The sequence below is a fragment of the Paracidovorax valerianellae genome (genome assembly GCF_900102625.1).
Taxonomy (GTDB): Bacteria; Pseudomonadota; Gammaproteobacteria; order Burkholderiales; family Burkholderiaceae_C; genus Paracidovorax; species Paracidovorax valerianellae.
The window spans coordinates 1-22647 of record NZ_FMZC01000009.1 but is presented as its reverse complement, the minus strand read 5'-3'; the positions used below and the strand labels follow the sequence as shown (position 1 = coordinate 22647).

General features: G+C 70.1%; 22 protein-coding genes. 15 read left to right on the top strand and 7 right to left on the bottom strand.

Features of this window, described 5'->3' with window-relative positions; translation table 11 throughout:
• Positions 1-104 precede the first annotated feature (104 nt).
• Positions 105-1589: an aldehyde dehydrogenase (NADP(+)) gene (locus BLT03_RS14475; RefSeq protein WP_092744477.1), complete on the top strand. Its 1485-nt coding sequence runs from the start codon at positions 105-107 to the stop codon at positions 1587-1589.
• Positions 1590-1749: 160 nt separating this feature from the next.
• Here the strand turns inward: BLT03_RS14475 and BLT03_RS14470 are convergent, their stop codons facing one another.
• On the bottom strand, positions 1750-2205 hold the full coding sequence (locus BLT03_RS14470; protein WP_092744601.1) for a winged helix-turn-helix transcriptional regulator: 456 nt from the start codon (positions 2203-2205) through the stop codon (positions 1750-1752).
• Positions 2206-2321: 116 nt separating this feature from the next.
• Between BLT03_RS14470 and BLT03_RS14465 the strand changes: the two genes are divergently transcribed.
• The 5 genes from BLT03_RS14465 to BLT03_RS14445 all read left to right on the top strand — a co-directional run bounded on the left by BLT03_RS14465 (position 2322) and on the right by BLT03_RS14445 (position 6915).
• Positions 2322-3539: an MFS transporter gene (locus tag BLT03_RS14465; RefSeq protein WP_092744476.1), complete on the top strand. Its 1218-nt coding sequence runs from the start codon at positions 2322-2324 to the stop codon at positions 3537-3539.
• A 60-nt stretch (positions 3540-3599) separates the two neighbouring features.
• Entirely contained in the window at positions 3600-4226 is a 627-nt protein-coding gene (locus tag BLT03_RS14460; RefSeq protein ID WP_092744475.1) for a helix-turn-helix domain-containing protein, read from the top strand.
• Positions 4223-4765, top strand: coding sequence for a GNAT family N-acetyltransferase (locus BLT03_RS14455; protein ID WP_092744474.1), 543 nt, complete (start codon positions 4223-4225; stop codon positions 4763-4765). The genes BLT03_RS14460 and BLT03_RS14455 overlap by 4 nt, the downstream gene beginning before the upstream one ends.
• A gap of 201 nt (positions 4766-4966) precedes the next feature.
• Positions 4967-6268 (top strand): 5-demethoxyubiquinol-8 5-hydroxylase UbiM, encoded by a 1302-nt coding sequence (ubiM, locus tag BLT03_RS14450; protein WP_092744473.1) that lies wholly within the window; start codon positions 4967-4969, stop codon positions 6266-6268.
• A 95-nt stretch (positions 6269-6363) separates the two neighbouring features.
• Complete coding sequence (locus tag BLT03_RS14445) at positions 6364-6915, top strand: gamma carbonic anhydrase family protein (protein WP_092744472.1); 552 nt, start codon at positions 6364-6366, stop codon at positions 6913-6915.
• A 37-nt stretch (positions 6916-6952) separates the two neighbouring features.
• Here BLT03_RS14445 and BLT03_RS14440 read toward each other — a convergent pair whose 3' ends face one another.
• The gene (locus BLT03_RS14440; protein WP_092744471.1) at positions 6953-8002 is read right to left on the bottom strand and encodes an MBL fold metallo-hydrolase; all 1050 of its coding nucleotides are present in this window, start codon (positions 8000-8002) and stop codon (positions 6953-6955) included.
• Positions 8003-8160: 158 nt separating this feature from the next.
• Here BLT03_RS14440 and BLT03_RS14435 point away from each other — a divergent pair, with 158 nt between their 5' ends.
• Positions 8161-8892 carry a TetR/AcrR family transcriptional regulator gene (locus tag BLT03_RS14435; protein WP_092744470.1) on the top strand — a complete coding sequence of 244 codons (732 nt, stop codon included), beginning with the start codon at positions 8161-8163 and terminating at the stop codon, positions 8890-8892.
• A gap of 10 nt (positions 8893-8902) precedes the next feature.
• Here the strand turns inward: BLT03_RS14435 and BLT03_RS14430 are convergent, their stop codons facing one another.
• Entirely contained in the window at positions 8903-9796 is an 894-nt protein-coding gene (locus BLT03_RS14430) for a LysR family transcriptional regulator ArgP (RefSeq protein ID WP_092744469.1), read from the bottom strand.
• Between the two features lie 95 nt (positions 9797-9891).
• Here BLT03_RS14430 and BLT03_RS14425 point away from each other — a divergent pair, with 95 nt between their 5' ends.
• From BLT03_RS14425 to BLT03_RS14395, 7 genes are all read left to right on the top strand, one after another.
• Positions 9892-10530 carry a LysE/ArgO family amino acid transporter gene (locus BLT03_RS14425; protein ID WP_092744468.1) on the top strand — a complete coding sequence of 213 codons (639 nt, stop codon included), beginning with the start codon at positions 9892-9894 and terminating at the stop codon, positions 10528-10530.
• The gene (locus BLT03_RS14420) at positions 10527-10976 is read left to right on the top strand and encodes an ACT domain-containing protein (RefSeq protein WP_245711400.1); all 450 of its coding nucleotides are present in this window, start codon (positions 10527-10529) and stop codon (positions 10974-10976) included. The genes BLT03_RS14425 and BLT03_RS14420 overlap by 4 nt, the downstream gene beginning before the upstream one ends.
• 101 nt (positions 10977-11077) lie before the next feature.
• Positions 11078-11356: a DUF2164 domain-containing protein gene (locus BLT03_RS14415; protein ID WP_092744467.1), complete on the top strand. Its 279-nt coding sequence runs from the start codon at positions 11078-11080 to the stop codon at positions 11354-11356.
• Complete coding sequence (locus BLT03_RS14410) at positions 11353-11919, top strand: GNAT family N-acetyltransferase (protein WP_092744466.1); 567 nt, start codon at positions 11353-11355, stop codon at positions 11917-11919. The genes BLT03_RS14415 and BLT03_RS14410 overlap by 4 nt, the downstream gene beginning before the upstream one ends.
• A gap of 88 nt (positions 11920-12007) precedes the next feature.
• Complete coding sequence (locus BLT03_RS14405; RefSeq protein ID WP_175537763.1) at positions 12008-13918, top strand: B12-binding domain-containing radical SAM protein; 1911 nt, start codon at positions 12008-12010, stop codon at positions 13916-13918.
• Between the two features lie 96 nt (positions 13919-14014).
• Positions 14015-14623: a hypothetical protein gene (locus tag BLT03_RS14400; RefSeq protein WP_092744465.1), complete on the top strand. Its 609-nt coding sequence runs from the start codon at positions 14015-14017 to the stop codon at positions 14621-14623.
• A 128-nt stretch (positions 14624-14751) separates the two neighbouring features.
• On the top strand, positions 14752-15597 hold the full coding sequence (locus BLT03_RS14395) for a hypothetical protein (protein ID WP_092744464.1): 846 nt from the start codon (positions 14752-14754) through the stop codon (positions 15595-15597).
• Between the two features lie 79 nt (positions 15598-15676).
• On the opposite strand, the gene BLT03_RS14390 is transcribed toward BLT03_RS14395, so the two are convergent.
• Together BLT03_RS14390 and BLT03_RS14385 are read right to left on the bottom strand one after the other, a co-directional pair.
• A complete protein-coding gene (locus BLT03_RS14390; RefSeq protein ID WP_092744463.1) occupies positions 15677-18277 on the bottom strand; it encodes an ATP-binding protein in 2601 nt (866 codons plus the stop codon).
• Between the two features lie 183 nt (positions 18278-18460).
• Positions 18461-19780: an AsmA family protein gene (locus BLT03_RS14385; protein ID WP_092744462.1), complete on the bottom strand. Its 1320-nt coding sequence runs from the start codon at positions 19778-19780 to the stop codon at positions 18461-18463.
• Between the two features lie 268 nt (positions 19781-20048).
• Here BLT03_RS14385 and BLT03_RS14380 point away from each other — a divergent pair, with 268 nt between their 5' ends.
• The gene (locus BLT03_RS14380; protein WP_092744461.1) at positions 20049-21338 is read left to right on the top strand and encodes a solute carrier family 23 protein; all 1290 of its coding nucleotides are present in this window, start codon (positions 20049-20051) and stop codon (positions 21336-21338) included.
• A gap of 32 nt (positions 21339-21370) precedes the next feature.
• Here BLT03_RS14380 and BLT03_RS14375 read toward each other — a convergent pair whose 3' ends face one another.
• Positions 21371-22093 carry a TFIIB-type zinc ribbon-containing protein gene (locus tag BLT03_RS14375; RefSeq protein WP_092744598.1) on the bottom strand — a complete coding sequence of 241 codons (723 nt, stop codon included), beginning with the start codon at positions 22091-22093 and terminating at the stop codon, positions 21371-21373.
• A gap of 123 nt (positions 22094-22216) precedes the next feature.
• A partial coding sequence (locus BLT03_RS14370; protein ID WP_139160399.1) for an RHS domain-containing protein occupies positions 22217-22647 on the bottom strand: 431 nt, incomplete at its 5' end.

Here is a 22647-nt window from a genome sequence, read left to right as displayed (position 1 = left end):
TTACGATGGCAGGCCCTCGCTGGCGCGCTGGCGTCTTTCGGGGATCGATTCCATTCAGTGAGACAAGCAGGCCGCCCCGGCCTTCGCCCTTTTCAGGAAACCCCATGCCCGACCACACCCTGCAATCCATCGACGCCCGCACGGGCCAACCCCACGGCGCCGCCTGGCCCGAATCCAATCCGGCCGAGATCGACGCCGCCGTGGCCGCTGCCGCCAGTGCGGCCGCCGCCTTCGCCGCCACCTCGGCCGCCGACCGCGCCGCCCTGCTGCGCGCGCTGGCCGAGGCCCTGGAAGCCCAGCGCGAAACCCTGGTGCCCGTGGCCGACCGCGAAAGCGGCCTGGGCCCCGTGCGCCTGAACGGCGAGCTCGACCGCACGGCCTTCCAGCTGCGCGGCTTTGCCGACGTGGTGGAGCGCGGCACCGCGCACACCGTGCTGGACGACGCGGCCGTGGCCGGCGCACCGCCTGCCGGTCGCCCCCGCCTGACCCGCGTGCGCGTGCCCGTGGGCCCGGTCGCCATGTTCTCGGCCAGCAACTTCCCGTTCGCGTTCTCGGTGCTGGGCGGCGACACGGCCTCGGCCCTGGCGGCCGGCTGCCCGGTCGTCGTCAAGGCGCACCCCGCGCACCCCGAACTCTCCCGCCAGACGGCCGCGCTGGCGCAGGCCGTGGTGGCCGCACGCGGTCTGCCGGCCGGCGTGTTCCAACTGGTGCAGGGCGGCTCGATCGATGCCGGCGTGCGCCTGGTGCAGGCCCCCGCGATCACGGCCGTGGCCTTCACCGGGTCGTTCAAGGGCGGCACCGCTCTGGCCAAGGTGGCGAGCGAGCGGCCCCGCCCCATCCCGTTCTACGGCGAGCTGGGTTCGGTGAACCCGCTGGTGGCGCTGCCCGCCGCGCTGGAAGCCAACGGCGCCGCCCTGGCAGAAACGCTGGCCGGCTCCATCTGCCTCGGCTCGGGCCAGTTCTGCACCAGCCCCGGCGTGATCGTCGTGCGCAAGGACGCCTCCGGCGATGCCTTCGTGCAGGCGCTGGCGGACAAGCTGCGCCCCTTGGCGCCCCACGCCATGCTGACGTCCGGCATCCGCGGTGCGTTCGACCGGGGCGTGGCCGCCTGGCGCAGCCACGGCAAGCTGAAGGCCCTGGTGAGCGAAACGGCCGAGGCCGGCGCCACGCCGCGTCCGTTCCTGGGCGAAGTGCAGGCGGCCGACTTCATCGCCGACCACGCGCTGCACGAAGAAGTGTTCGGCTCCGCCGCCCTGGTAGTGCGCGTGGCGTCCATCGATGAAACCGTGGCGGTGCTGAACGCCATCGGCGGCTCGCTCACCGTCACCGTGTGGGGCGCCGAGGCCGACACGGCCGAGCACCGCACGCTGGTGCGCGCCGCCGCGCAAGTGGCCGGCCGCGTACTGTTCACGGGCGTGCCCACCGGCGTGGCCGTGACGGGCGCGCAGATGCACGGCGGCCCCTACCCCGCCAGCACCGCACCGTTCACCACATCCGTCGGCTACGCGGCGATGGACCGCTTCCTGCGCCCCGTGGCGCTGCAAGATGCACCGGCCTGGCTGATCGAACGCAACGGCGTGCCCTGCTGACACTGGCACACACCCCAGCCGGCAACGCGGACTGCGCTGCCGGCTGAAGCCCTCTCCACAGCGGCCGGGGGCTTCAGCGTGAGGAACCTGGCGGGCGGCCGCCTCGCCAAAAAATAGCAACGCGCCACACGCATCCGCTGCGTGAGCCGCATCGAACGCATCAGCCGGGTGCGCGCACCTTCTTGACGAGCGTGTCCGCCGGCCGAAGCACCCGACCATCTTCGCGCCGCGGCAGCGCCTTGGCGACCGGTTTGCCCGTGGCGCGGTCGATCAGCACCGAATGCTTTTCGCCGCGGGCGTACAGGTGTGCTTCGCCCCACTGCCGCATGGCCACCACCACGGGGAACAGCGCTTCGCCCTTGGCGGTGAGCACGTATTCCTGATAGGCGCTGCCGTCCGATGCCGGCCCGATGGCCAGCACCCCTTCTTCCACCAGCGTCCGCAGGCGATCGCTCAGGATGTTGCGCGCCACACCCAGGCTGGCCTGGAACTCGCCGAAGCGGCGCAGGCCATCGAACGCGTCCCTCACGATCAGCATCGACCAGCGGTCGCCCACGATGTCGAGCGACCGGGCAACGGGGCAGGGGGAATCGGCAAGGCTTTTTCGCTGGGCCACGCGGGGACCTTTCTGGATGGCGCGGCACGGCAGTCCGCAAAGTGGTTTCATTTTAAAACAAGGTTGATCTACACTCCAACCGGTTTTGATTTGCAACCTGATTCAAGCACCGCCCCATGACTACCGAAATTCCCGATGCCCCGCCCACCACCGCAGGCCGCCTGTCCGCGCCCCTCGTGCTGCTGCTGGCCGTGTGCTGCGGCGTGAGCGTCGCCAACGTGTATTACGCCCAGCCTCTGCTGGATGCACTGGCGCTGGATTTCGGCATTCCGCCCATGGCGGTGGGCGGCGTGGTCACCGCCACCCAGGTCGGCTGCGCGCTGGCGCTGCTGTTCGTGGTGGCGCTGGGCGATCTGGTCCACCGCAAGCGCCTGCTTTGTACGCAACTGGCGCTGCTGGCCCTGGCGTTGGTCGGCGTGGCCTGGGCGCCCACGGCGGGCCTGCTGCTGGTGGGAATGGCGGCCATCGGGCTGCTGGGCACCGCCATGGCGCAGGGGCTGATCGCCTACGCGGCCACGCTGGCGCACCCGTCCGAACGGGGCCGGGTGGTGGGCACGGTGCAGGGCGGGGTCGTCATCGGCCTGCTGATGGCACGGGTGCTGGCCGGCGCGGTCACCGATCTCGCGGGATGGCGCATGGTGTACGTCACCTCGTGCGTGCTGTCGCTGTGCATGTGGGCCCTGCTGTGGAAGGCGCTGCCGCCCGCGCGCGTGCCGCCTGCCGCATCCAGTTACGGCGCGTTGCTGCGGTCCATGGCCACGCTGCTGGCGATCGAGCGCGTGCTGCAGATCCGCGGCGTGATCGGCCTGCTGATGTTCGCGGCGTTCAGCGCCTTCTGGAGCGCGCTCGTGCTGCCGCTGAGCGCTCCTCCGTATGCGATGTCGCACACCGCCATCGGCGCCTTCGGGCTGGTCGGCGTGGTGGGCGCGCTGGCCGCCGCACGGGCTGGCCACTACGCGGACCGGGGCCTCGGGCAGCGGACCACCGGCATCGCCCTGGCCTGCCTGCTCGTGTCGTGGGTGCCCATCGCGTTCACGATGCACTCGCTGTGGGCGCTGGCCGCCGGCATCGTCTTGCTCGACCTGGGTGGGCAGGCCGTGCACGTGGTCAACCAGAGCATGATCTTCAGCAGCCAGCCGCAGGCGCACAGCCGCCTCGTGGGCTGCTACATGCTGTTCTATGCCGCCGGCAGCGGCCTGGGGGCCATCGCATCGACCTCGGTGTATGCGCACGCCGGTTGGCTCGGCGTGTGCGCCCTGGGCTTCGGCATCAGCCTGGCCGCCCTGCTCTTTTGGGCCGCGACGCTGCGGGCCATGCCGGCGCACCGGGGCTGAATCCGCTAGGGCCGTCGTCGTTTCCATCTTTCTGGAAGATTCTCCAGTAAACTGGAAAGCATGGACATCACCACCCGCCTGGCCCGCCGCGTGCGCGAACTGCGCGATGCGCGCGGCCTCTCGCTCGACGCGCTGGCCGAACGCAGCGGCGTCAGCCGCTCCAACATTTCGCTCATCGAGCGCGCTGAAAGCAGCCCCACCGCCACCGTGCTGGACAAGCTCGCCAGCGGCCTGGGCGTGGCGCTGGCGTCGCTGTTCGATGCGCCCCAGGCGGACGGCGAGGCCCGCGCCGCGCCCTCGCCCGTGGCCCGCGTAGCGGAGCAGCCCGTGTGGACCGACCCCGCCTCGGGCTACCTGCGCCGCAACGTGTCGCCCACCGTTCCCTCGCCGCTGCAACTGGTGGACGTGGTGTTTCCGCCGGGCCAGCGCGTGGCCTACGGGCGCGCAGACCACGGCAGCGAGATCCACCAGCAGATCTGGATGATCGACGGCCGCATGGACATCACCGTGGACGGCACGACCTGGCAGCTGGAGGCCGGCGACTGCCTGGCCCACCGGCTCGAAGGCGCCATCGAATACCACAACCCCACGCGCCGACCCACGCGCTACCTGGTGGCGCTCGCCACGCTGCCCACCGCATCTTCCCACTCCACCAACCCTTCCCACCCCACCCGGAGCCTGCCATGACCGACGCCCCCTCTCCCGCCGTGACCGTGCGGCGCCTGGGCACCAACGAAGCCGCCGCCTGCGTGCCGGCGCTGGCCGAGGTGCTGATCGACTGCGTGGCCGGCGGCGCCTCGGTGAGCTTCATGCACCCGCTGGCCGCCGACCGGGCGGTGGACTTCTGGCGCGGCGTGGCCGACGGCGTGGCCCGGGGCGAGCGGGCGCTGCTCATCGCCGAAGCCGCCGGCAGCGGCGAACTGCTGGGCACCGTGCAACTCGTGCTGTCGCAGCCCGAAAACCAGCCCCACCGCGCCGACGTGGCCAAGATGCTGGTGCACCGCCGCGCCCGCCGCCAGGGAATCGCCCAGCGCCTGCTGGCCGCAGTGGACGATGTCGCGCGGCAGGAAGGCAAGACCGTGCTGGTGCTGGACACGGTGACGGGCGGCGACGCCGAGCGGCTGTATGCCCGCGCCGGCTGGCAGCGCGTGGGCGAGGTGCCGGGCTACGCGCTGATGCCCGACGGCGAACCGTGCGGCACCACGTTCTTCTACCGGGCGCTGTAGCGCGGGGGTGGTGCCTGGCGAGGCTTGGAGCCTTTTTGGCCTCCAGCGCAATCATCACTAGGGTGTATAGCTATATATTTGATAGCATAAAGGCGATACAAAGCCACCGCTGCCTCTTTTGACCCAGTGCAAACCTCGCGCGCAGGGGTCGCCGCACAATGGCCGCCCGTGCCCGCCCCGGGCGCCCTGCCACCCTGCCCCATGCCTCACCCGCCAACGCCACCGCAGCTGCAGCCGCCGCACTGCGATGTCCTCATCGTCGGCGCTGGCCCGGCCGGCCTGTCGCTGGCCATCGCCCTGTCCCAGGCCGGTTTCACCAGCACGGTGCTCGACCGGCAACCCGCCGCCGCGCTGGCCGCACCGGAACCCGATGGCCGCGAGATCGCGCTCACCCATCCCAGCGCCAATGCGCTGCGGCGCCTGGGCACGTGGCAACAACTCGCACCCCACGAAATCGGCCGCATCGCCGAAGCGCGCGTGCACGACGGCCCCATCGGCCGGCACCCGCCGCTGTCGCTGCACCCAGGCCATGGCGGCCAGGGCAGCGGCCCTGGACACCTGGGCTGGATCGTGCCCAACCACGCGCTGCGCCGCACCGCGCATGCCGTCGCCTCGCGCCTGCCGGGCGTGCGGATCGAAGCCGGCGCGCAGGTGGCACAGGTGCATGTGGCGGCAGACCATGCCGCCGTCGAAATCACGCGGACCCACGCTGACGGCAGCCCCGGACCGCACCGCGAGCGCCTGCAGGCCCGGTTGGTCGTGGCCGCCGACAGCCGGTTCTCGGCCGTGCGGCAGCAACTGGGCATCGGGGCACGCAGCGTGGACTTCGGCCGCACCGTCATCGTCTGCCGCATGCGCCACGCCCTGCCCCACCACGGCATCGCGCACGAAGTCTTCGGCCACGACCGCACCCTGGCCGTGCTGCCGCTGCCGGACGACCCGTCAGACGGCACTCCGCAGTGCTCGGTGGTCGTCACCACCGGCACACCGGAAGCCGCTGCATGGATGGCCCAAAGCGCAGACACCTTCGCCGAGCAGGTCGAAGCGCAATTGCGGCACCGGCTGGGCGCCATGCATCTGGTGGGCGAGCGCCACGCCTACCCGCTGGTCGCCACCTATGCGGACCGCTTCGCGGGCCATCGGTGCGCGTTGATCGGTGACGCGGCCGTGGGCATGCACCCGGTGACCGCGCACGGCTACAACCTGGGCCTGGCCGGCGTGGAAAGCCTCGTACACGCGCTCACCAAAGCCCGTCGATGCGGCCGCGACATCGGCGAGGCCGCGGCGCTGCAGCGCTATGCCCGCGACCACCACCGCCGCGTCTGGCCCCTCTACGAAGGCACCAACGCCATCGTGCGGCTGTACACCGATGCGCGGCCGCTGCCCCGGGTCATGCGGCAACTGGTGCTGCAGGGCGCCCGGCGGTTGCCGCCCTTGAAGGCCGGGATCGTGGGATTGCTGACCGGGCGGCGCGCTGCCGGGCGTGATACAGGGGTGGCGTGACGCACACCGTGCTGCAGCCGGCGTTGCCGGTGCTGCCGGGCCGCCCGCTGCAGTAACCTTGCGGGCATCCTTTTTCTCTCTCCCGCGACCGCCCCATGCCCCTCGCTAACTACCTCGACACCGCCCCCACGCTGGACACTGGCGTCTATCTCCACCCCTCGGCCCAGGTCATCGGCGACGTGCACCTGGGGCGCGACTGTTCGGTGTGGTGCAACGCCGTGCTGCGCGGCGACGTGAACCGCATCACCGTGGGCGAATGCTCCAACGTGCAGGACCTGGCGATGGGCCATGTGTCGCACCGCCATCCCCGCAAGCCCGACGGTTCGCCGCTGGTGATCGGCAGCTACGTCACGCTGGGCCATTCGGTGATCCTGCACGGCTGCACCATCGGTGACGAGTGCCTCATCGGCATGGGCAGCATCGTGATGGACGACGCGGTGGTTGGCGACCGCGTCATGCTGGGCGCGGGCAGCCTGGTCACGCCCGGCAAGGTGCTGGAGGGCGGCTACCTGTACACGGGCCGCCCCGCGGTGCGGCAGCGTGCGCTGACGCCGCAGGAGGTGGCCTACCTGCGGTACTCGGCCGAGCACTACGTGCGCGTGAAGAACAACTACCTGGCGACGGCGCAGGGCACGGCCGGCGCCTGAAGCGGCGCACGGTCGGCACACCGTCGGGACAGGGCCTTCAGCGTGCAGCCGGCGCCACGGCCTCGCGCCACCACTGCCGGGACAGGGCCGGCTCGCGGATGTCCAGCCGCTCGCCCATGACCGGCGCCACCAGCGGCACGCCGGCCGCCGCGGCCAGCGCGGTGATGCGCTCGAACGGCTCGTCCCAGGGGTGCAGCGACAGGTCGAACGTGCCGTTGTGGATCGGCATCATGTGGCGGCCTTTCACGTCCTGGTGGGCCTTGAGGCTCTGCTCGGGCTGCATGTGCACGTCGGGCCAGTCGGCGTTGTAGGCGCCGGTTTCCACCATCGTGAGATCGAAGGGGCCGTAGCGCTCGCCGATGGCCTTGAAGCCGTCGAAGTAACCCGTGTCGCCGCTGAAGAAGATGCGCAGGTCGGCCGCCATGATCACCCACGAGGCCCACAGCGTGCGGTTGCCGTCCGATAGGCTGCGGCCCGAGAAATGCTGGGCCGGCGTGGCGACCAGGCGCACCCCGCCGATGGTGGTGCCCTGCCACCAGTCGAACTGCTGCACCTTGGCGGCAGGCACGCCCCAGGCGACGAGCCGGTCGCCCACGCCCAGCGGCGCGACGAAGTGCTCCACCTTGGGCGCGAGCTTCAGCACCGCCGCATGGTCCAGGTGGTCGTAATGGTCGTGCGAGAGGATCACGCCCTTGATGGGCGGCAGGTCTTCGATGCGCAGCGGCGGCGCGTGGAACCGTTTGGGGCCCGCGAACTGCACGGGCGAAGCGCGCTCCGAGAACACCGGGTCGGTGAGCCAGAAATGGCCGTCCAGCTTCATCAGCATGGTCGAATGGCCCAGCCGCCAAAGGCTCAGGTCCGGCGCCTGCAGCAGCGCGGCAGTGGTCAGCGGCTGCACGGCGATGGGCTGGCCGGGCACCGTGTTCGCGGGCTTGCCCACGGCGAAGCGCCACATGACGGAGAGCATCTTGAGCGTGCCCAGGCGGTGCCGGGGCGCCACGTTGCGAAACCGTCCACCGGCGTACTGGGGCGACTCGGCATACGAGGCGACGGGCGATTCGGAGCAGGAGAACATGCTGTGGGCCATGGCGATGAAGAAAAAGAGGGGAAAAGTCCGGAAAAGCGAAGGCAGGCGGGGCAGGCAGCGACGCCTGGACGATATCTTTCAGGCCCTTCGCAAAAACTGCACTGCACAGTGTAGTGTTCCGAGCCTAAAAGTAAACTGCCCGGTGTAAAATTTTGCCTATGACCGTACCCGCCACAGTCCCCGTCCGCCTCACCGACCGCAAGCGCCAGGCCATCGTTCAGGCGGCGATCGGCGAGTTCCGCGAGCACGGCTTCGACGGCACCAGCATGGACCGGGTGGCCGCCGCGGCCGATGTGTCCAAGCGCACCGTCTACAACCATTTTCCGAGCAAGGACGACCTTTTCGCCGCCATCCTCGGGCACCTGTGGGAGCGCAGCCAGTCGCTGGCCCCGCTGGTGCACGACCCCGAGCGACCCCTGCGGGCGCAGTTGCTGGAGCTGCTGCAGCGCAAGATGGAGCTGCTCAACGACGCGGGCTTCATCGACCTGTCCCGCGTGGCGATGGCCGAGATGCTGCACACGCCCGCGCGGGCCCAGGCGATGGTGGCGCGCCTGGGCGAAAAGGAAGAGGGCGTGCCCGCGTGGATTCTGGCCGCGCAGCAGGCTGGCCGCCTGCGCCGCGGAGTCGATCCGCACTATGCGGCGCACCAGTTGCAGGGCATGGTCAAGGCCTTCGCCTTCTGGCCGCAGCTGGCCTTGGCCCAGCCCGCGCTGACCGCGGCGCAACAGCGGCGGGTGCTGCACGACACGGTGGACATGTTCCTGGGTTTCTATGCCGAGCCCGAGGCCACGCCGCCATCCGTCCCCAAGACCAAGGCGACGGCCAAGGCCGCAACCAAGCCGCCTGCCCAAAAGGCCCCCTCCGGCCCTCGCAAACCTGCAAGGGCTTGAGAGCAGGCCGCTACAGCACGCCTTTGGCCGCTTCCATGGCGCGCCGTGCGAGCCGCTCCAGCCGGGGCGGCTGCTGCGACCAGCCGTGCCAGTACAGCGGCACGTCGGTGGCCGCATCGGGCAGCACGTCGAGCAACTCGCCGCGTTCGATGGCATCGCCGATCTGCAGCTCCGGCACCATGCCGTAACCCAGGCCGAGCCGGATCGCCGCGACGAACGCCTCCGAGGCCGGCACGTAATGGCAGGGGTAGGCACTGGCCTGCAGCCCGAAGGCGTTCAGCAGCGCGTTGGCCTGCAGCGGGTCCTTGTGGTTGAACACCACCGTGGGCGCCTTGCGCGCCGATGCGCGGGTGATGCCGCGCGGCCCGAACCACTGCGCGGCGAACGCGGGTGACGCCACCAGGCGGTAGCGCATGCTACCCAGGCGCTCGGCCGTGCAGCCGCGCATGGCGTGCGGCTGGGCGGACACGCAGGCATGGGCCAGGCCGGCCTCCAGCAGCGCGTGGGTGTGCTCCTGATCGTCCACCACCAGTTCGAGGGCGATGCGCTCGCGCTGCAGCACGCCGGACAGCGCCGGCAGCAGCCAGGTAGCGAGCGAATCCGCATTGACCGCCAGCGTGACGGCAAAGAACGCATCGCCCGCGTCGCCGCCGGAAAGCCCGGCCAGCAGGTCCTGCTCCATCACGCGGGCGCGCTGCAGGTGCTGCAGCAGTTGCCGGCCGGCACGGGTGGCGCGGCTGGGCCGCCCGCGCACGATGAGGGGCTGGCCCAGCCGCGTCTCCAGCGCGCGCACGCGCAGTGACACCGCCGAAGGGGTGATGTGCAGCGCCACTGCGGCCTGCTCGAAGCTGCCCGCTTCGGCGACGGCCAGAAAGGCCTCGCATTGCTTGGAATCCAGTGTCATGGCGCCTCGTACGGTGAAAGTTGAGAAATTCTCGGCCAAGCCGATATTTTCCCAATTCCGGATGCGTTTCGGCAGAGCGGCCAGACAATTCGCCGATGTTTTCTCTCACTCCTTTCCTGCATGGGTTCGGCACCGGCGCCGGGCTGATCATTGCCATCGGTGCGCAGAACGCGCACGTGCTGCGCGTCGGGTTGCTGGGCCGGCACGTGGCCTTGACGGTGGCGACCTGCATCGCGGTGGACGTGATCGCCATCACCGCGGGCGTGGCCGGCATGGGCGCGCTGATCCAGGGCCAGCCCTGGCTGCTGGCCATCGCCCGCTGGGGCGGCGCGGCGTTCCTCGCCTGGTACGGCTTCGGGGCGCTACGGCGCGCATTGCGGCCCGACGGGGCACTGGCGGCCGGGCCTGGCGGGCTCGGCGCCGGTCCCACGGTGCGGCAGGCCTTCGCGGCGGTGCTGGCGGTGTCGCTGCTCAACCCGCACATGTACCTGGACACCGTGGTGCTGCTGGGCGCCATTGGCGGCCAGCAGCCTGCGGGGCAGCAGGTCAGCTTCACGGTGGGCGCCACCACGGCATCGACCCTGTGGTTCCTCACGCTCGGCCTGGGCGCGCGGCGGCTGGCGCCGTGGTTCGCCAAACCCGTGGCCTGGCGCTGCCTGGACGCGGGCATCGCGGTGGTGATGTTCTCGATCGCGCTCTTCCTGGCCTTCACGCCCCTGCAGATGACCCCATGACCTTCACCATGACCGCCACGCCTTCATCCTCGCCTTCATCCCCGCCGTCGCCCGCCCGCCGCATCGCGCTCGCCACCCTGCCCTCCCGGTACGCGGTCGCGCGGCTGGCACCGCAGGCGGCCATTCCGCCCTGGGCCGACGGCGCGGGGTTCGTGTCGATCTCGCGCAGCAGCGAAGAGCTGTCGATCACCTGCCTGCAGGAGCGCGTGCCCGAAGGCGTACAGGCCGACCGGGGCTGGGTGGCGTTCCGCTTCGTGGGGCCGTTCGCGTTCGGCGAGACAGGCATCGTGCTGTCGGTGATCCGCCCGCTGTCCGAGAACGACATCGGGATCTTCGTGGTCTCCACCTTCGATGGCGACCACCTGCTGCTGGCCGAGGCGGACTGCGAGCGCGCCTGCACGCTGCTGGCGGCCGCAGGCCACTCGATCGTGCCGGTGGCCGGCTGAGGGGCCGAGGCCGGTCGGCAGCGGCCGGGCGGGCAGGCAGAATCGGCGGCGGGCCCATCCGGCCCAGCCCCCGCCTTTCAGCCTTTTTGCACGGAGCGCGCATGACCCTCGCATTGCCCAAGGACGTCCACCAGCAGGCCGTGGCCTCCATCGAACGGTACTTCCGCGAGAACCGGGACGAGAAGATCGGCAACATCGCGGCCAGCGGCCTGCTGAGCTTCTTTCTGGAAGAGGTCGGGCCCAGCATCTACAACCGCGCCGTGGCCGACGTGCAGGAGCGCCTGCAGCAGCGCGTGGCCGAACTCGATTTCGAGGTGCACGAAGACGAGTTTGCGTACTGGCAGAAATTCGACCGCGCCGCCCGCAAGGGCCGGCCATGACCGCACTGCTGCGCCCCGCCCTGCCGGCGGACGCCCCGGCCATCGCCGCATTGCACGCCGCCAGCTGGCGGTTCGCCTACCGGGGCGCGCTGTCCGACCGGTACCTGGCCAGCGACGTGGAGGCCGACCGGCTCGCGCTCTGGACAGAGCGGCTGCAGTCGCCGCAGCCGCCCGCAGGACAGCACGTGACCGTGGCCGCCGAAGGCGATCGCCTGCTCGGATTCGTGTGCGCCTACACGGGCGAAGACCCGGTGTGGGGCAGCCTGCTGGACAACATCCACGTGAGCGCGCAGGCGCATGGCACGGGCGTCGGTGCACGGTTGCTCGCCGCCGTGGCGGACCACTGCGCCGCCGCCTGCCCCGATGCGGGCGTGTTCCTCTGGGTGCTGCGGAGCAACCTGCAGGCACAGCGCTTTTATGCCGCCCACGGGGCCGCGAACGTGCAGGCCGACCATTGGGACGCATCCGGCGGCACGCGGGTGCCCACGTTCCGCTTCGTCTGGCAGGCCGGCGAACTGCCCGTCTCCGGACGGTCGAAGCCCCCACGCGGCGCGCCGGCCTGAGCCCGGCGGGATAATCGGCCCTCGCCCGCCTTCCGCCGCGCTCTGTTGACCCCCCGCTTTTTGCGCGGCCGCCCTGCCCCCCACACCCATGTCCGCCTCGACCCCCCGCGTGCTGGCCGTCATCCCGCCGATGACGCAGCTGAACACGCCCTACCCTTCCAGTGCCTACCTCACGGGCTTCCTGCGTTCGCGCGGCGTCACCGCGTTCCAGGAAGACCTGGCGCTGGCGCTGGTGCTGCGCCTGCTCTCGCCCGAAGGGCTGCGAGCGGTGGCGGACAAGGTGCAGGCCATCTCCGAGGCGCAGCGCAGCCCGGCGGTGCAGTCCTTCGCCGCGCAGCAGGAGCGCTACCTCGCCACGGTGGCGCCGGCCATCGCCTTCCTGCAGGGGCGCGACTCCACGCTGGCGCACCGCATTGCCGGGCGCCACTACCTGCCCGAGGGGCCGCGCTTCGCCACGCTGGACGTGTATGTGGACGACGAAGGCGGCGACCCGCTGGGCTGGGCCTTCGGCGCTCTGGGCCTGCACGACAAGGCCAAGCACCTCGCCACGCTGTACCTGAACGATCTGGCCGACGTGCTGCGCGACGCGGTGGACGAGCGCTTCGAATTCGTGCGCTATGCCGAGTCCCTGGCGGGCAGCCAGCCCACGTTCGATCCGCTGGCCGATGCGCTGGCTGCGCCGCACACGCTGGTGGACGAGATGCTGCAGGCGCTCACGCACGAGGCCATCGAGCGCCACGCACCCGACGTGGTGCTGCTGTCCGTGCCGTTTCCCGGCTCGGTGTATGCGGCCTTTCGCATCGCCCAGGCCATCAAGGCGCGGCACCCGCACATCGCCACCGTGCTGGGCGGCGGCTTCGTCAACACCGAACTGCGCGAACTGGCCGAGCCCCGCGTGTTCGACCATTTCGACTACGTGACGCTCGATGCCGGCGAGCGCCCGCTGATCGCCCTGCTGGAGCACCTGCAGGGCCAGCGCGGCCGCCAGCGGCTGGTGCGCACCTTCGTGCGCGACGCCGAAACGCGCGCCGTGCAGTACATCAACATGATGGAGGCAGACATCGCCTTCGCCGAAGTGGGCACGCCCACCTGGGACGGCCTGCCGCTGGACCGCTACCTGTCGCTGCTGGACATGCTCAACCCCATGCACCGGCTGTGGAGCGACGGGCGCTGGAACAAGCTCACCGTGGCACACGGCTGCTACTGGAAGAAATGCAGCTTCTGCGACGTGAGCCTCGACTACATCAGCCGCTACGAAGGCGCCAGCGCCACCGTGCTGGCCGACCGCATCGAGCAGATCGTGCGCGAGACCGGGCAGACGGGTTTTCACTTCGTGGACGAAGCCGCTCCGCCCAAGGCCCTCAAGGCGCTGGCCACGGAACTGATCGCGCGCAATGCCGGCATCTCGTGGTGGGGCAACGTGCGCTTCGAGAAAACCTTCACGCCCGACCTGGCCGAGCTGATGGCCGACAGCGGGTGCATCGCGATCTCGGGCGGGCTGGAGGTCGCGTCGGACCGGCTGCTGCAGCTCATGAAAAAAGGTGTGTCGGTGGACCAGGTGGCGCGCGTGACGCGGGCCTTCACCGACGCCGGCATCCTCGTGCACGCGTACCTGATGTACGGCTTTCCCACCCAGACAGTGCAGGACACCGTGGACGCGCTGGAATACGTGCGCCAGCTGTTCGCCAACGGCTGCATCCAGAGCGGCTTCTTCCACCGCTTCGCCTGCACCGTGCACTCCCCCGTAGGCAAGCACCCCGAGGAATACGGCGTGACCCTGGCACCCCTGCCCCCGGGCGATTTCGCCAAGAACGACGTGGCGTTCTTCGACCCCACCGGCGTGGACCACGATGCGCTGGGCGGCGCCCTGAAGAAGGCCATCTACAACTACATGCACGGCATCGGGCTGGAAGAAGACGTGCGCGCCTGGTTCCCTTTCAAGGTGCCCAAGACCACGGTGGCGCGAAACCGGATCGAGCGGGCTTTGCGCACGGCGTAAGGGGGCGCACAGCGGCCGCCATCACCCGATGCGCGCCCGCAAAGAGTTGCCAGGCGCCTGCGTAAACTACGCGGGTTCCAGCTTCCCCCCTGCTCCATGACCTTCCATTCGCGCCTGCGCCTTCGTGGACCGCGCCACCTGGCACTTCATCCCCGCCCCTGGATTTTTGCAGCGGCGCTGGTGGCCCTGGCGTCTGGCGCCCTCGCAGATCAAGGCGCCAAGGGCGCTGCACTGCGGCAGTCTGAGCGCGTCGCACCCGACCCTGCCTTCTCGAAGCCTGCGGCCGAAAACCTGGCGAGTCCCGAAATGCTTCGGGCCTTCCTGACGGAGCTTCGCCAGACACGGCGTCCGCAATCGTTTTGCTTCGTGCAGCAGGCATTCCCCCCCTCCAACGCCGATCCGCAGGGATTTGCCCTGGTGTGGATGGAGTGGACGACCGGATCGCATCTCTACAGGCTGAGAGTGCCTGCGCCACAGCCAGCAGGCGCGCCCAGCGCTCCTCAGGACGATGACGCGGCAAGCCGCGGCGCGGCCCTGGCGAACGGAAAGTCGGTCAACCTCAAGACCGATGTGGTGGCGGATGAGGCGGCGGTCGGCTCCAGCACCTACCTCGTCACCCGGGCCTGGGTGGACCGCATCCGGAATCAATGCCGGCTCATCGGCACCGTCGTGCGCGTTCTCGCATTTCGCCCCTCGAATCCCTGAGACGGCCTACAGCGGCCACGGCGAGCGATCGGCGCTCGCCTGCTGGCCTTCGGCCCTCCTTCAAGCACGTTGCGAGCAAAAACAAACGCTGCGTGCACGCGCCTGCTTCTCTCCCATTGACCTTTCCTATGCCCAACGCTCTCTTGAAGTTTGCCTACGACGCCCCTGTCCCCAGCGTATTGACCCTGGTGGTAGGCAACAAGCTGCGCGTCAAGCTCGAAGCCATCGACAAGCGCCAGAAACTCGTCGCCGTCAGCGACATCCCCAACCTGCTGGACGTAAGCGGCACCCACAACAGCCGCGCCGACTCATGGGCCTTCGTGGTCACGGCCATGCGCGAGGGCAATGCCAAGCTGGCCATCCAGGTGCAGCAAGGCGCAGGGGCTCCGCTGCTAACGATCACCCCGCCGCTCGTCAGCATCACGATCCGAAAACCGGTGTCGCTGCCCGATGCCGCCTCCGATGCCGGCATGCTGATGCGTCTGTTTCTGGCAGAAGCGCCCGCTCCGCAGACGTGGCGCGATGCGGGGGTGAAAGACATCGAAGACGCCAAGCAGGGCATGCGAATGATGCGGCGCGTTCTTCACAACAGGCTCAACTCGAATAGGCCGCAGGACTTCGGCGCTCCCAACGCCCGCAGCCTGACGGACATCGTCCGCGCCAGCGCCCATGGCGTGCAGTTCAAGGGATTCGATCAGTATCCGCAGCTGGGCGGTGGCCAGGAGAAAACGATCAACGGGGTGCTGGCGCTCGTGAACGACGCCACCAACATTCGCTGGAATGCGCAGTACACGGCTTTCTACAACGCCGCGCTCGAAGTAGCCACCGAGAACCTCGCACCCGATCCCAGCCCCACCGGTCTCTTCGGCTGGCGCACTGCCGGCTCGGGTGCGCCGTCACGCGACTTCCCGGAGTTCAAAACCTCGGGGGGCAACACGTTCTTCACGCATGCGACCCAGCGGATCAGCCCATGAGCCGAGGCATCGCAGAACGCCGGCGGCCGTGACCTGACAGCGGCAGCAGGCGCCTGCCGCTGTACGCACCGCCGCGCATTCACCGCTCGATCATCTCCTGCACCTTGCCCGCCAGCGCGCCCACGTCGAAGGGCTTGGTGATCACCTCCATGCCGTATTCCAGCAGGCCGTTGCCCACCGCCGCGTTTTCGGCATAGCCGGTGATGAACAGCACCTTGAGGTCCGGCCGCGTCACGCGGGCGGCGTCGGCCACCTGGCGGCCGTTAAGGCCGCCGGGCAGGCCGACGTCGGTGAGCAGCAGGTCCACACGGCGCTCGGACTGCAGGATGTGCAGGCCGGCCGGGCCGTCGCCCACCGAGATGACCTGGTAGCCCAGGTTTTCCAGTTCTTCGGCGATCAGCGAGCGGATGATGGATTCGTCTTCGATGACGAGCACCACCTCGCCGTCGGCCTGGTGGCCGGAGATGACGGGCAGTTCCGGCACCTCGGGGTCGGCCTCGCCCACGTAGCGGGGCAGGTACAGGCACATGGTGGTGCCTTCGCCGGGCACCGAGTAGATGCGCACCTGCCCGCCCGACTGGCGCACGAAGCCGTAGACCATCGACAGCCCGAGCCCCGTGCCCTGCCCCATGGGCTTGGTGGTGAAGAAGGGGTCGAACGCGCGCGCGGCCACGTCGGGCTCCATGCCCGCGCCGGTGTCGGTCACGCACACGGAAATGTACTGGCCCGGCGCCAGTTCGCGCTCGCTGGCGGCGCGGTCGTCCAGCCATTTGTTGGCGGTTTCGATGGTGAGCCGCCCGCCTCGGGGCGACATGGCGTCGCGCGCGTTGATGCACAGGTTGAGCACCGCGTTCTCCAGCTGCGACGGGTCCACCCGGGTCAGCCACAGGCCGCCCGCGCCCACCACCTCCAGCTGCACGGCGGGGCCCACGGTGCGGCGCACCATCTCTTCGATGCTGCCGACGAGCCGGTTCACGTCCACGGGCTTGGGGTCCAGGGTCTGGCGGCGCGAGAAGGCGAGCAGGCGCTGGGTGAGGGCCGCGGCACGCCGCACCGAACCCTGCGCCATGCCGATGTAGCGCTCGGCGTTCTCGAACTTCTGCAGGCCGATGCGCTTTTCCAGCACCTGCAGGCTGGCGCTGATGGCGCCCAGCAGGTTGTTGAAGTCGTGGGCGATGCCGCCGGTCAGCTGGCCGATGGCCTCCATCTTCTGCGACTGGCGGTACTTGGCCTCGACCTCCATGAGTTCGCGCGTGCGCTGCGCCACGGCCTGCTCCAGCGATTCGTTGACCTCGCGCAGCTGCGCCTCGGTGCGGGCGCGCTCGGCGGCGGTGCGCGTGCGGGATGCGACCTCGCGCATGAAGGCGATCTCCTCGGCCGTCCAGTCGCGCACGTCTTCATGGTGGGCGAACAGCATGGCCACGAGTTGGCCGTGCTCCACCACCGGCATGTTCATGAAGGCCCGGGCGCAAAGGTCTTCGAGTGCCTGGGCGCGGGCGCGGGTGCGCTCGTCGCTGCGCACGTCGGCCACGCACACGGATTCGTCGCGCGCCAGGTCGTCCAGGAAGGCGCCGAAATCGGGCAGGTGCATCACGTCGGCCAGCGGGTCGCAGCCGGGCGCCATCCAGTCGTGGTGCACCTGCACGGTCTGCGCCTCGGCATCGACGGCGCCGTAGCCTGCGCGGCTCACCTTGAGCGTGCGGCCCAGCGTTTCGGCCGCGGCCAAGCAGACGGCGTCCACGCTGTCCAGCGAGCGCAGCTGGTCGGAAAAGCGCGCCAGCGCTTCGCGCCGCGCCTCCGCCGCCATGCGGTCGGTGATGTCCACGCCTTCCACGAAGATGCCGGTGACCGCGCCGCCGCCGTCGCGGATCGGCTGGAAGACGAAGTCCACGTAGTGCTCGCGCACCGGCCCGCCCGGCTCCATCTGGTTCACATAGCGCGCGGCGTGGGCCGTCAGCGCCTCTCCGCTGGCATAGACCCGGTCCAGCAGTTCCACGTAGCCCTGCGCGGCCGCATCGGGCAGCGCCTGCGCCACGCTCAGGCCCACCACCGGGCGGTTGCCCACCAGCCGCAGGTAGCCGGGGTTGGCCAGCGCGATGCGGTGGTCGGGCCCCTCCAGCATGGCCATGAAGCTGGGCGACTGCTCGAACAGCTGGGCGAAGCGCTCCCGCTCGCCCTTGAGCCGCCGCTCGGCCTGGACCTTGGAAGTGGTGTCCACCACCAGTGCCAGCACGCCCACGGGCTGGCCGGCGTCGTCGAGCAGCGGGGAATAGTCGAGGTTGATCCACACCGGCTCGGCGTGGCCGTTGCGGTTCAGCAGGAACTCCTGGTCCTGGTAGTTCAGCGTGCCGCCGGCCAGCACGGTCTTCACGACGTGGTCGTTGAACTGCCAGGCTTCGGGCCACGCCTCGCGGATGGCGCAGCCCAGCAGTTCAGGGTGGCGCGTGCCCGAGAACGCCGCGTAGGCGTCGTTGTAGATGAGCACGCCGGACTCGCCCCACAGCGTGGCCATGGGCACCGATGCCCGCAGGATGGTGGAGACGGCCCACTGCACGTGGGCCGGCCAGGCGACGAGCGGGCCCAGGGGCGTCGCCGCCCAGTCGTGGCGGGCGATGCGCTGCGCCATTTCGCCGCCGGAGGTGAGGAACAAGGGGGAAAGAGGGGGGATGCCGCTGGTCATGGCATGGTTTCCTATCGATCGAAAGCGCCCCGCCATGGCAGGGGCGGGAGTGGATTGCGACCCTTCATACGACAGCGTGCCGCGCACAGATCACTCCTGATTTGATAGCAATGTGCCTTAGTGTTTATTGCGGTGGAGGCCATTTTTTTTATGGATCGTTAGGAGACGATGGGAACGGATCTGTCAGGTCTTACCGGCACGGCCGCTCAGCGGCGAGGTGCCGGGCGGCGGGCCGGGGGGCGGCGCAGCCGGTTCGTCGTCGCCGAACATGCGGCGCAGCGTTTCGCCGATGCGGGCGCCGATCGCGGTGCCGATGCCCGGCGCCACGGCGGTGCCCACGGCCGCGCCGGCCAGTGCGGCGGGCGGCAGGGAAAGGGTCGGGTCGTCCATGGTGCCGCCGAACTCCAGCGGAAGCCCCACCAGGCCGTCCACCACGTCCACGGCGACATGCCCGCTCACCCGGCGGTTCTGCAGCACGGCGTCGCCCGTGGCGGTGAGCGCGCCAGAGGTCGCCTTGAGGTCGCTGTAGCGCACGATGGTGCCGCCCCGGTCCGCCTCGGTGCGCACCACGCCCTCCAGGCTGTCGAGCTGGGTGGTGCCGCCCCGGTGGGTGCCGACCGTCTTCACGGCTTTTTCCAGATCGAAGGTGAGCAGCCGGGCACGGGCCACGGTGAAGCGCGTGCGGGTGTGCAGCGCGCGCACGGCCTCGGCGGGGTCGGCGCCCTCGGCGATCAGGTCGGTGTGGCCGGTGGCCTTGCCGGCCACCACGGTGCGGCGCTCGAACGCCCCCATGAGGCCCTGCAGGTCCACGCCGGCGAAGTCGATGGCGCCCGTCACGCGGTACAGGCCGCTGATCTCCTGCAGGCGCAGGGTGCCCTGCTCGGTGCGCCCACCGGCGGTCACGTCGGCGCGCCAGCGGTCTTCGGTGCCTTCGCGCGCGATGTCGATGCGGGTGGGCACCGGGGCGCCGGTGCGCTCCAGCCAGGCCTGCCGGGGCCGCCATGCGGTGTCGAACTGCGCGCTGCCGGCATAGGTGAGCGAGCGGCCGTTGCGGCTGACCCAGCGCACGTCCTGCCAGTCGGCCCGCTCCAGCGGAATGGGCGCGAGGGTGAAGGGCAGCGACGCCTCTTGTTTCGCCGCGTCGCGCACCTTGAAGTCGGACAGCGACACCTGGGCGATGGTCGCGTTCTCCAGTTGCAGGTCGGTGACCGCCAGGCGCCGGTGCAGCAGGTCGCCCCAGCGGATGCCCGCGGAGATGCGCCCGGCGGTAAGCGGCGCCTTCTGGTCGGTGTGCACGTCGCGCAATTCCACGCGGGGCGAGGGAAACAGCGACCAGTGCAGTTGCCCGATGGTGACGGGCACCCCCAGCCGTTCGGTGGCGGCATCGCCCACCCGTTGCGCCAGTTCGGCCTCGGACGGCCACCACACCGCGAGCGCACCTGCGCCGGCCAGCACCACGGCAGTGGCGCCCAGGGCAATCCAGCGTAGACGGTGGCGCGGCATGTGTGCGTCAAGAAAGAGGGCGTTGAAGAAAAAAGCCCCGATGGCGGGGCGACGAAACGAAACAGGAAAGGGCGCGGTGCAGCGTCTGACGGGCACGTTAACGCAGCCCCTCGCGCCCCCGGGGTCGTCTCTTTCCTACGCGGCTGTGGGCGCAGGGGCCGAAACGGGGTACGGCGCTCTTAAACTCGCCCACGCCCGAAGCGGCAGTTCCCCCCGACAACAGGCCGCCGCCAGCGCGCGGGGCCATCACATTCCAGGAGACCTTCACGTGCCTTCCCCCTACTTTCCCCGCTGGCGGGTGACCACCGCCGCCCAGGGCGCCGTCGTGGCGCCCGACGAACGCCTGCCCTGGGGGCAGACCGCCGTGATGGGCGTGCAGCACGTGATCGCGATGTTCGGCGCCACGGTGCTGGCGCCCATCCTCATGGGGTTCGACCCGAACGTGGCCATCCTCATGAGCGGGCTGGGCACGCTGATTTTCTTCGTGATCACCGGCGGGCGGGTGCCGAGCTACCTGGGGTCCAGCTTCGCCTTCATCGGCGTGGTGGTGGCCGCATCCGGCTACGCGGGCCAGGGGCCCAACGCGAACATGGCGGTGGCGCTGGGCGGCATCGTCGCCTGCGGCTTGGCTTACACGCTGATCGGCGTGCTGGTGCAGGCCATCGGCACCGGCTGGATCGAGCGCTTCATGCCGCCGGTGGTGACCGGCGCGGTGGTGGCGGTGATCGGGCTGAACCTGGCCGGCATTCCCATCAAGAACATGGCCGCGAACAATTTCGAGAGCTGGATGCAGGCCGTCACCTTCGTGTGCGTGGGGCTGGTGGCCGTGCTCACGCGGGGCATGGCGCAGCGCCTGCTGATCCTGCTGGGGCTCATCGCGGCCAGCGTGATCTATGCCGTGTTCACCAACCTGCTGGGCTGGGGCAAGCCGCTGGACCTGTCGGCCCTGGCCGCCGCGCCCTGGCTGGGCATGCCGCACTTCACGGCGCCGGTGTTCAGCGGCCCCGCCATGCTGCTGATCGCGCCCGTGGCGGTCATCTTGGTGGCCGAGAACCTGGGCCACATCAAGGCAGTGACCGCCATGACCGGCCAGAACCTGGACCGCTACATGGGCCGCGCCTTCATCGGCGACGGCATCGCCACGATGGTGAGCGGGGGCGTGGGCGGCACCGGCGTCACCACCTATGCCGAGAACATCGGCGTGATGGCGGCCACCAAGATCTATTCCACCGCCGTGTTCCTGGTGGCGGGGCTGATCGCGCTGCTGCTGGGCTTCAGCCCGAAGTTCGGCGCGCTGATCCAGGCGATCCCGCTGCCGGTTATGGGCGGCGTGTCCATCGTCGTCTTCGGCCTCATCGCCGTGGCGGGCGCCAAGATCTGGGTGGACAACCGCGTGGACTTTTCCGACAACAAGAACCTCATCGTCGCGGCCATCACGCTCATCATCGGCACGGGCGACTTCACGCTCAAGTTCGGCGACTTCGCGCTCGGCGGCATCGGTACCGCCACCTTCGGCGCGATCGGGCTCTATGCCCTGCTGAACCGCCGCCAGCGCTGACGGCAGCGATGCACCCCGCGGCGCTTGTGGCCTCAGGGCCTCAGCGCCAGCCCGGCCGCCAGCAGATCCAGGCGGTCGCCGGTGCCGAGCAACCGGTCTTTCTCCTGCTGGCGCTGCTCCTGCGAACGGACGCGCTCCAGGGCCACCAGCGCATCGGCCACGTCCGAAGGCCCGGGCGGGCCGGACGCGGCGGCAGCGGGCAGGGCCCGGGCGGCGCTGGCATGGCGGTTCAACGCCCGGTCGACGGCCTGCGGGTCCAGCAGCGACAGGGCCGAGCGGCAATAGGGGCATGCGTGGTCGTTGCGGATGTCCACCGTGCCGCCGCAACTGGTGCACTGGATGGTGCCAACGCGCTCGGCCAGCGCCTCGATCTCCGCCACCGACAGGTGCCGCACGAAGCCCTTTTCCACCATCAGCGAGCCGAAGGTACTGAACCGGCCGTGCCGCTCGGGGCAGCGGAAGGTCTTGTAGCGCCCGCCCTTGGCCACGTCGAAGCCGGGCTCCAGCCCGCGCGGGCACCGCGGGCACTGCAGCCGCTGCGCCACCGGGTGGCGGGTGTCGCTGCGGTGCTGGTGCAGCAGCTCGAACAGCGCCAACACCCCGGCCGGGGCCAGCCGCGTGTTCTCCTGCGGATCGAACCACAGGCCCTGGCAGGCGAAGCACAGGTCCAGCTCGATCGTGCTGCCGCCGTGCGCCATGAAACGATGGGTCTCGGCGGGTTGCCGGCAGGAGGGACAGTGGGGCGTCATGGGCATGGTGGCGTGGATCGTACCGCCCGCCGGGTGGCGACCTTGCTGCCCCTGGAAGCGAATGCTCTGCTCGATCCGTTGCGGGTTGTATTCCTCCTGCACCTCCCCCCACGCCCCATAGCTGGCCGCTCAGGTCACTTGCCCTGCTTTCTCCCCGTTGCCATCCACCAGCCCGATCGGTGTGCCCAGGTGGTCGCACAGGTAATGCCGGATGGTCAGCGGGTTGGTTTTCGCCTGGGCTTGTCTCTCGGCCTGCAACCGGCCCACGCTGCCCGCCATGAGCTGTGCAAGCTCTCGGGGCATGTGCGCCTGAGCCCGTTGCAGCGCCTTCGCCCCCGTGGCCGGCTCCAGCACGCTTTGCAGCGCCGCCTGCACCATCTCCCGCTGCGCCCTCGGCATGGCCGCGAAGGTGCTGGCCGCGGCGGCGGTGTTAGATGCTTGCGCGGCCTCCCCCGGCTCTGCGCCCAGGTCCATCAGCAGTTGCACCGCGTCCTTGGCCCCCTGGCGGCGCTGCAGCTGCAGCAGCGGCACGAAGTTGCCCGGCTCGTACACGGTGTGCC